Raw genomic sequence first — 9,268 nt, forward strand, 5'->3', positions numbered from 1 at the left:
CGCCAGCACACGCCGGACCCGAAGGTCCCGGAAGGCGATCTTGCGAAGTCCGAAAGTCACGGTGGCGAGCGCCGGCACCGTGCCGAGCCCGAACAGGAGCATCGCCGCGGCGCCGGCGGCTGGATCTCCCAATGCCACCGGCACGGCCAGGGTGGCGTAGACCAGGCCGCACGGCAGCAGCCCGTTCACCAGGCCGAACAGGTAGCGGGCCCCGGCGTCGGGGCGCGAGATGAGGCGGGAGGCGGCACGCTGGACGCCGGGCAGAGCGAACTTCGGCTCGGGCAGCAGGCCGGCCAGCACGGCCGCGAAATAGATGATCAGGACGGTGGAAACGACGCCGGCCACCCAGTCGGGCCCCGGAAGCGACTGCCCGAACGTGCCCGCCAGGGCTCCGAGGAGCATGTAGGTCGTCAGCCGTCCGGCATGCCAGAAGAAGGATCCGCGGGCCGTGCCTCCGCACGCCACGGCGAACGATCCACACATCCCGATGCAATGAATGCTGCCCACCAGACCGGCTACACCCGCGCCGGCAATCAGCTCGATCATCAGACACCCCGTGGATGGTCCGGATCCCGGTCACGATGTTCAGCGTCCGATCCGGGACTTGCCCCCTATTGAGGATCGTATGACAATACCGGCCTGACACGACGGGCTCAACCAGAGAATCTGCGGGGATTCACATGGAACGATCCGCATCCGCGGGCGTCGGCGTCCCGACCGTGATCTACGACGATGACATCGTCAAGAAGTTCGCGATCGCGACGATCGTCTGGGGCGTGGTGGGCATGCTGGTGGGCGTCCTGATCGCGCTGCAGCTGGCCTGGTGGCCGGCGAACCTGGGCCTTCCCTGGACGACCTTCGGACGACTCCGGCCTCTCCACACGAACGCCGTGATCTTCGCCTTCGCGGGCAACATCTGCTTCACAGGAATCTACCACTCGATGCAGCGTTTGTTGAAGACGCGCATGTGGAGCGACACGCTGTCCAGGATCCACTTCTGGGGATGGCAGCTGATCATCGTGTCGGCCGCCCTGACCTTCCCGCTCGGCCTCACGCAGTCGCGTGAGTACGCGGAGCTGATCTGGCCGATCGACGTGGCGGTCACCCTGATCTGGGTCGTCTTCGCGGTCAACTTCTTCGGAACGATCGCCATTCGGAAGGTGAAGCACATCTACGTGGCGATCTGGTTCTACATGTCGTTCGTCATCACGATCGCCGTGCTCCACATCGTCAACAACCTGGCCGTTCCGGCCACGTTCCTGCGCTCGTACCCCCTCTACTCGGGCATGACCGACGCGCTGGTGCAGTGGTGGTACGGGCACAACGCGGTGGGCTTCTTCCTCACCACGCCGTTTCTCGGCCTGATGTACTACTACCTGCCGAAGGCGGCCGAGCGACCGATCTACAGCTACCGCCTGTCGATCATCCATTTCTGGGGCCTGATCTTCCTGTATATCTGGGCGGGCCCGCACCATCTGCTGTATTCCGGGCTGCCCGATTGGGCGCAGACGCTCGGCATGGTGTTCAGCATCATGCTGCTCGCGCCGTCGTGGGGCGGAATGCTGAACGGCCTGCTCACCCTGCGTGGGGCCTGGCACCGCCTGCGCACGGACCCGGTGCTCAAGTTCATGGTCGTGGGGGTGAGCTTCTACGGGATGAGCACCTTCGAGGGCCCGATGATGTCGATCCGGGCCGTCAACGGACTGGCCCACTTCACCAACTGGGTGGTCGGCCACGTCCACTCCGGGGCGCTGGGCTGGAACGGCATGCTGACCTTCGCCGTCCTGTACTGGCTCGTTCCGAGGGTCTGGGACCGGAAGCTGTTCAGCACATCGATGGCCACCCGGCACTTCTGGCTCGCCACCATAGGCATCGTGCTGTACACGGTGGCCATGTGGGCGGCCGGGCTGATGGAAGGTCTCCAGTGGCGCGCGATCGGGGACGGCGGACAGCTGGCCAACCCGATCTTCATCGACATCGTGCACCGGCTCGAGCCGTTCTACTGGCTGCGCCTGCTGGGCGGCACCCTGTACTTCATCGGCGCCCTGATGGCCGCCTACAACCTGTTCAAGACCATGCGGGGACCGGAGCCGGTCCCGGCGGATGCCGCGGCGTCCGTTCCGGCCACCTGATCGCGAGGCACCGATGGCCGACGATACGAATCACGGTTCGGAGAAGAAGTACGGTCAGTTCCACCGGCGGGTGTTCGAGGGCAACGCGCTCAACTTCACCGTGTGGGCGACGATCGCCATCCTCATCGGCGGGATCGTGGAGATCGTGCCGATGTTCACGCCCGCCGGGGCCGAGGTCTCACCGGACGTGACGCCCTACACGGCGCTCGAGGTGGCCGGACGGGACATCTACGTCTCGGAGGGATGCTATCTCTGCCACTCGCAGTGGGTTCGACCGATGCGGGCCGAGATCCTGCGCTACGGCCCCTGGTCGAGGGCGTGGGAGTATCAGTACGACCGGCCCTTCCAGCTCGGCTCGCGACGCATCGGTCCCGACCTGCACCGCGTGGGTGGCAAGTACCCGGACGCGTGGCACTACGAGCACATGCGCGATCCGCGCAGCACGTCGCCGGGAAGCGTCATGCCACCGTACGAGTGGCTGCTGGAGGACCGCATCGATGCCGATGATGTTCGGGCCTCCATGGTCGCCCTGAGGCGTACGGGAACACCGTACAGCGACGAGGATATAGCCAGCGTGGAACAGAGCCTCGCCTCCCAGGGCGGCGAGATCGTGTCCCGGCTGCGGGATGCGGGCATCGAGAGCAACCCGGACCGGTCCATCATCGCGCTGATCGCGTACCTGCAGCGGCTGGGCGTCGATGGCCGCGCCGTCTTCGAACGGGAAGGGATCGAGTACTGATGAATCCGCTGATCGAGCAGGCTTCGCAGGCCATAGGCCTGGGCTGGCTGGCCACGATCATGACCTTTCTGTTCATCGGAGGCTTCCTGGGCTGGGTCTGGTATGCGTACCGGCCGGCGAACCGCCAGAAGTTCCAGGACGCCGCCATGCTCCCCTTCGAGGAGGGAGGCGAGGTTTGAGCAAGGATACCGACCGGGTCCTCGGCCACGCGGACGAGGCCGACGGAATCGAGGAATACGACAACCCCCTGCCCGACTGGTGGCTCGGCCTCCTGTGGTTCACCATCATCTGGGCCGTCGCCTACGGCGTTCACTACCACTTCATCGCGGATCGCTCGCAGGAGGGCCGACTGGCCCGCGAGATGCAGGCTGCGGAGGCCCGGTGGCCCGCGGAGGCCGGTGCCGCCGCGTTCGCCATCACTCCGGAGACCGTCGAGGCCGGTGAGGCGATCTACATGCAGAACTGCGTGCCCTGCCACGGCGCCGAGATGCAGGGCGGAATCGGTGTGGCGCTGAACGACGACGAGTGGGTCCACGGGAGCGATCCGGAGACGGTGGTCCGGATCATCGCGGAGGGTGTGACGGAGAAGGGCATGCTCGCCTGGGAGCCGATCCTGGGACCGGAGAAGGTCAACCAGGTGGCGGCCTACGTTCTCCACCGAAACGAAGAGCTCGTCGGCGGGGGCGCGGATGACGGGGATGAAGGGGCGGACGAGCCGGACGAGGCGGAACACGGGGACGAGATCGGCGAAGAGGGCTGACACGGGCTCACGGCCCGGGTGCATCCCTCGCCGCCGTAAAGGATAGACCGACGTGCTGGGTTTCTCACACACGCGGGAATGGGTGTACCCGCAGTCGATCCGGGGGCGGTTCACGACGATCCGTCGGTGGACGTTCCTGGGCCTGCACCTGCTGCTCCTCGCGGCTCCCTGGGTCATCATCAATGGGCACCCGGCCCTCCGCATCGATCTGCCGGCACGGCGGTTCTATCACTTCGGGATGATCTTCACCCCGTCGGACTCGGTCATCCTGCTCCTCATCCTCTGGTTTCTGGCCTTCTCGCTCTTCTTCTTCACCGCCATATTCGGCAGGATCTGGTGCGGTTACGCCTGCCCCCAGACCGTCTTCCTGGAGTCCTGGATCCGTCCGATCGAGCTGTGGATCGAAGGCGACCGGCTGACCCGCAAGCGGCGGGACGCGGCCGGCTGGACGTTCGACCGGATGTGGCGGAAGGGCGTCAAGTGGACCCTGTTCCTGGCCGTATCGGTGTTCCTCGCCATGGCCATGATGAGCATCTTCGCCGGCGCCAGGGAGTTGTGGACGGGGAAGGCGGGGCCGGTGGAGTATTCGCTCACGGCCATCATCGCGCTCTTCTGGTTCTGGGACTTCACCTGGTTCCGCGAGCAGTTCTGCAGCTATCTCTGCCCGTACGCCCGCTTCCAGAGCGCCCTCGCCGATGATGAATCTCTGATCGTTACCTACGATCACCAGCGCGGGGAACCGAGAGAGGCGGGGAAGAAGGCGGCCCAGGAAGGGCGCTGCATCGACTGCAACAAGTGCGTGGCCGTGTGCCCCCAGGGCATCGACATCCGCGATGGCTTCCAGCTGGAGTGCATCCAGTGCGCTCGCTGCATCGACGCGTGCACCAGCGTCATGGAGCGGCTCGGCCACCCGACGCTGGTGGCGTACGGATCCATCGCCGAGGAGGAAGGCCGCAAGCCTCGCCGCTGGCGCCCGCGCACCTTCGTCTACGGTGCGCTCCTGCTCGCCATCGTCGTGACGGGGGGCGTTCTCGTGGCCAAGCGTCCTCCCTTCGAGGCGTCGGTCAACCGGGCCCCCGGTTCTCTGTACACGGTGGATGCGGACGGAGCCGTCAGGAACACCTTCCTCCTGCAGATCCTCAACAAGGACCCGAGCGAGATCCCGGCCCGCTACGATGTCACCGTGACCGGTCTGGAGGGCGCGGAGGTACTGGCGGAGCCGGTGGAAATCCCGTCGACGGAATCGCGCACCGTGCCTCTGATCGTGAGGATGCCGGCCTCGGCGGAGGTGGAGCGTACGACGCCGATCGAGGTGAACGTGTCCAGCGGCGACGACCGGGTCGTTCTGCGTTCGACGTTCAAGAGCGGAGCGGAGATTGGAAACTCGAGTCCGTAAGTTCGACCGCCTGCTGTGGCCGACCATGATCATCGTCGGACTGCTGATCGTGGTCGTCATGAACGCCGTGTTCATCTACGTCGCGGTGTCCGGCAGGGACGAGGTCGTATCGACGTATCAGACGGAGAGCCGCTGATCATTTCCCGCTGTCCTCACTGCGGAACTCCAGTCGAAGGCCCCGAGGACACCTGGTGCTGCCATGGCTGCGAGATGGCGGCCGCGATCATTCGGGATGCCGGACTGGATCGCTACTACAGCGAGCGAACCGAGTTCGCCCCGCGTCCTGGACCGCTCCGCGGGGGGTGGGACACCGTGCCGCTTCACCTGGGCGAGGACGGCGTCGCGGAGGTACGGCTGGTTCTCGACGGGCTTCGCTGTGCTTCCTGCGTCTGGGTCACCGAGCACCTGCTCCAGGCCACCCCGGGCGTCCACGAGGCGATGGTGAGCTACGCCACGGGGCGAGCGAGCGTCCGCTGGGATCCGGACGAGGTGGATCTCGGCACGCTGGCCGGGAAGATCGCTGCGCTCGGCTACCGGCCCCGGCTGCTCGGCGAAGAGGGAAGGCCCGATCACGGTCTCATGATCCGACTCGGAGTGGCCGTCTTCGCCGCCCTGAACATCATGATGCTGTCCGCCGCCCTCTACCTCGGCTGGGTCTCGCCGATGGACGAGCGCTTCGCCGCCCTGTTCCGCTGGGCGACCCTGCTTCTTGCCACCCCGGTCGCCCTGTGGTGCGCGGAACCGTTCTTCTCCGGGGCCATCCAGGGTCTGAGGAACCGGGTCCTTCACATGGACCTGCCGATCGCCCTGGCCGTGGCGGTGCTGTACGTGCACGGATTGATCTCGACCGTGGTCGGCGCGGACACCTACTTCGATTCGCTCGCCATGCTGGTCGCGCTGCTCCTCGCCGGTCGAATGCTCGAGGGCAGAGGACGCCGACGGGCGGCGGAGGCGGCCGTCTCGCTGGCCGCGGCGCTGCCCGCCACGGCGCGGCGCAGGGCGGGCGACGGCGTGGAGATCGTCGCGGCGGAACATCTGCGGCCCGGAGACCGGATCGACGTCGGGGCGGGAGAAGAATTCGCCGCTGACGGGGTGGTCGAATCGGGACGGGCGACGGTCCAGCTGGCGCTCGTCACCGGAGAGGCCGAGCCGGCCCTGATCCGCGAAGGGGACGAGGTCGTCTCCGGCACCGTGCTGGTCGAGGGGGCGCTGACGGTGCGGGTCGAGCGGGCGGGCGACGAGACGACGGTGCAGCGCATGGCGGCGGAGCTTCGGTCCGCCGCGGACCGACCCGTGCGTCTCTCGACCACCGATCGGATCGCTCCATGGTTCACCGCCGCGACGCTGACCGCAGCGGCCCTGACGGTGACCGGGTGGCTGGCCGCGGGCGACCCCGCCACGGCGTTGACCGCCTGCGTAGCGGTGCTGGTGGTTGCCTGTCCATGTGCCCTCGCCCTGTCCCGCCCGTTGTCTGCCGCGGCCGGGCTCGGGGCCGCGGCCCGCCGGGGCCTGATGTTCCGGTCCGCCGATGCGCTGCTGGACCTGACGGACGTGGATACGGTGGGTCTCGACAAGACCGGCACGGTCACCGGGGGCGAGCTCCGGGTCGTCGAAGCCGAGGACGCCACCCTTCGAATCGCGGCCGGCCTCGATCGGTTCAGCGGCCATCCCATCGCCCGTGCGATCGTGGATGAGGCGGTGGCCCGGGGCATCCCGCTTCCCGAGGGCCGGGACGTGACGGAGACCGCCGGGCGCGGCGTGGTCGGATGCGTGGACGGGATCGAATGGCGACTCGAGGGCGGCGATCCTGGAGAGGTCGTCCTCTCGGGTCCGGACGGTGAGGCCGGACGCATTCGTCTCGGCGATGCGGTGAGGCCCGACTCGGCGAACGCCGTGCGTGATCTCCGGGCCCGGGGACTGGACGTGGTTCTGCTGACCGGCGACCGGGTCGAGGTCGCCGAGCGCATCGCCGCTGAGGCCGGCATGTCGTCCGTCCGGGCCGAAGTGGATCCGGCAGGGAAGCGCACCTGGGTGCTCGAGGCAAGAAGGGAGGGCCACCGCGTGCTGTTTGCCGGAGACGGATTGAACGACGGTCCGGCGCTGGCCGCGGCGGACGTCGGCGTGGCCATGGGAACCGGGGCGGCGAGCAGCGTGCTGGTGGCGGACGGCGTGATCGCCACGTGGTCGCTCAGACCGCTCGTCGCGGGCTTTCGTGCGGCCGCCGGGTGCGAGCGAGCGATCCGCAGCAATCAGAGACGATCGATCGCTTACAACGTCCTGGCGGTGAGCGCGGCCGCTGCGGGGTGGATCAATCCGCTCGTGGCGGCGATACTCATGCCGGCGTCGAGCGCCATGGTGATCTGGGGCTCGTCTCGTGTCGAAGCTTCCACGAAGGATGACCGCCCGTGAACTCGATCTTCTTCCTGCTGCCGATCGCCCTGGTCCTCGGAGGCATCTTCGCGGTGCTGTTCGTCAAGGCGGCACGCGATGGGCAGTTCGACGATCTGGATGATCCGCCGAAGCGGATGCTGCAGGACTGATCCTCCCGACGGCTACCGCCATCCACCCGCCCGCAGCGACTCTCCGACGGGCCGCGGGTCGAGTGATGTTGCGTGGCGTGTGGTTCGACCTCATACTCCGCTCCGGACCCGACGCACTGAGGCTACGGTCACCACGCACATCACGGGCTCTCAAAGACCGGTCGGACTCCGGGATCCGTACATCGTGCAGCAGAGCCAACTCTCAGGAGACGCAAGTAGATGAATCTGAAGCTTGGACTGGGGCTCGCGGCCCTGGTGCTCGTGGCCGGTGCCTGCGGCGACGATGATGAGCCGTCGCCGCCGACCACGGGCTCGATCGGTGTCACGACGGTCACCACGGGTGACGCGATCGATGACAGCTATGGAATCACCGTCGACGGGAGCGACGCAGGCACGGTGGGCGCGAACTCGCAAGTGGTCATCCCGAGCCAGACACCCGGCGACAGGGAGGTTGCCCTGACCGACGTCGCCTTCAATTGCACCGTGGGCGGCGACAACCCCCGGACGGTGGCCGTCACCGCCGGTGCGACGGAGACGACGCAGTTCAACGTGAGTTGCGTGACGCCCAACCAGCCGCCGGTGGCCGACGCCGGGCCCGACCAGACCGTGCAGGATCCGGACGGCAGCGGTTTCGTGGACGTCCAGCTCGACGGGTCTGGGAGTGCCGACCCGGATGGCAGTATCGCCAACTACTCGTGGACCGTGGACGGAGACCAGATCGCGGCCGGCCAGAGCCCGAGAACGCCCTTTCTGGTGGGCGTGACCGAGGTCGTTCTCACCGTCACGGACAACGACGGAGCCACGGACACGGACAACGTGACGATCACGGTGGAGGCTTTCGTCGGTAACGTGCCGCCCACCGCGGACGCCGGCCCGGACCAGACGGTCACGGACGCCGACGGCAGTGGGGACGAGGACGTGGCCCTGGACGGCTCCGCGAGCGTGGATCCGGACGGCACGATCGCCAGCTACTCGTGGAGCGAGAACTCGGTCGAGATCGCGACGGGCGTGAACCCGACGGTGACCTTCGACGTGGGAGCGCACACCGTGACGTTGACCGTGACGGATGACGAGGGGGCCACGGCCACGGACGACGTGATCATCACCGTGAGCGCCCCGACGGTCTTCTTTGCCACGGACATTCAGCCCTACTTCGACACGAACTGCACCGGGTGCCACGGCGCCACGAACCAGTTCGCGGGCGTGCGGCTCGACAGTTACGCCAGTGTCCTCACCGATGGAGACAACGGTCCGCTGGTCGTTCCGGGCAACTCGGCCGATCCCTCGGCCCTTCTCGTCCCGAAGCTGGAATCCGGTCACCAGGGGGCTCCCCACGGGACCAACATCATCCAGGACCTGAAGGACTGGATCGACGAAGGCGCGCTGGACAACTGACCTGATTCGGCGTGTACTGGCCGCCCGGGCGACGCCCGGGCGGTCGGCGCGCTTCCCCACCTGATCTCCCGTCGGGGCACATTCCGTGGCTCCTGCGGACCCGCTCCGGCCGACGTCCGGCGCCGCCATGACTCGCACGACCCCGGGCTCCCTCCCTATGTTCTCCGATCGCGTTTCATCCGGGGCGTGCTGAGAACCACCAGAATTCGACGGGGAGCGGATGGGATTCTTCCAGTGGCTGTCTGACTTCGGAAACCGGTACATCGTCGAGATGGGGATCACGGTAGGGGGAGAGACGGTGCCCTA

Annotated in this window: 8 protein-coding genes and 1 pseudogene; 8 read left to right on the forward strand and 1 reads right to left on the reverse strand. The window is 67.3% G+C overall.

The window, feature by feature from the left end:
- On the reverse strand, window positions 1-546 hold a 546-nt coding region (locus AC36XV_RS05340; RefSeq protein WP_492202649.1), incomplete at its 3' end, for a sulfite exporter TauE/SafE family protein.
- A 134-nt stretch (window positions 547-680) separates the two neighbouring features.
- Between AC36XV_RS05340 and ccoN the strand changes: the two are divergent.
- The 8 genes and pseudogenes from ccoN to AC36XV_RS05380 all read left to right on the forward strand — a co-directional run bounded on the left by ccoN (window position 681) and on the right by AC36XV_RS05380 (window position 8,962).
- Window positions 681-2,871: pseudogene (gene ccoN / locus AC36XV_RS05345) on the forward strand (cytochrome-c oxidase, cbb3-type subunit I).
- A complete protein-coding gene (locus AC36XV_RS05350; protein WP_492202650.1) occupies window positions 2,871-3,050 on the forward strand; it encodes a cbb3-type cytochrome oxidase subunit 3 in 180 nt (59 codons plus the stop codon). Before ccoN ends, AC36XV_RS05350 begins: the two are co-directional and overlap by 1 nt.
- Window positions 3,047-3,631 (forward strand): cbb3-type cytochrome c oxidase N-terminal domain-containing protein, encoded by a 585-nt coding sequence (locus tag AC36XV_RS05355; protein ID WP_492202651.1) that lies wholly within the window; start codon window positions 3,047-3,049, stop codon window positions 3,629-3,631. Before AC36XV_RS05350 ends, AC36XV_RS05355 begins: the two co-directional genes overlap by 4 nt.
- Window positions 3,632-3,683: 52 nt before the next feature.
- Entirely contained in the window at window positions 3,684-5,027 is a 1,344-nt protein-coding gene (ccoG, locus tag AC36XV_RS05360) for a cytochrome c oxidase accessory protein CcoG (RefSeq protein WP_492202652.1), read from the forward strand.
- Window positions 5,008-5,163, forward strand: a complete 156-nt coding sequence (locus AC36XV_RS05365; RefSeq protein WP_492202656.1) for a hypothetical protein — start codon at window positions 5,008-5,010, stop codon at window positions 5,161-5,163. The genes ccoG and AC36XV_RS05365 overlap by 20 nt, the downstream gene beginning before the upstream one ends.
- Before the next feature lie 2 nt (window positions 5,164-5,165).
- A complete protein-coding gene (locus AC36XV_RS05370; RefSeq protein WP_492202655.1) occupies window positions 5,166-7,436 on the forward strand; it encodes a heavy metal translocating P-type ATPase in 2,271 nt (756 codons plus the stop codon).
- Entirely contained in the window at window positions 7,433-7,567 is a 135-nt protein-coding gene (gene ccoS / locus AC36XV_RS05375) for a cbb3-type cytochrome oxidase assembly protein CcoS (RefSeq protein WP_492202653.1), read from the forward strand. Before AC36XV_RS05370 ends, ccoS begins: the two co-directional genes overlap by 4 nt.
- Before the next feature lie 219 nt (window positions 7,568-7,786).
- Window positions 7,787-8,962, forward strand: a complete 1,176-nt coding sequence (locus AC36XV_RS05380) for a PKD domain-containing protein (RefSeq protein WP_492202654.1) — start codon at window positions 7,787-7,789, stop codon at window positions 8,960-8,962.
- Window positions 8,963-9,268: the final 306 nt, after the last annotated feature.

The sequence above is a fragment of the Candidatus Benthicola sp. genome (genome assembly GCF_058719085.1).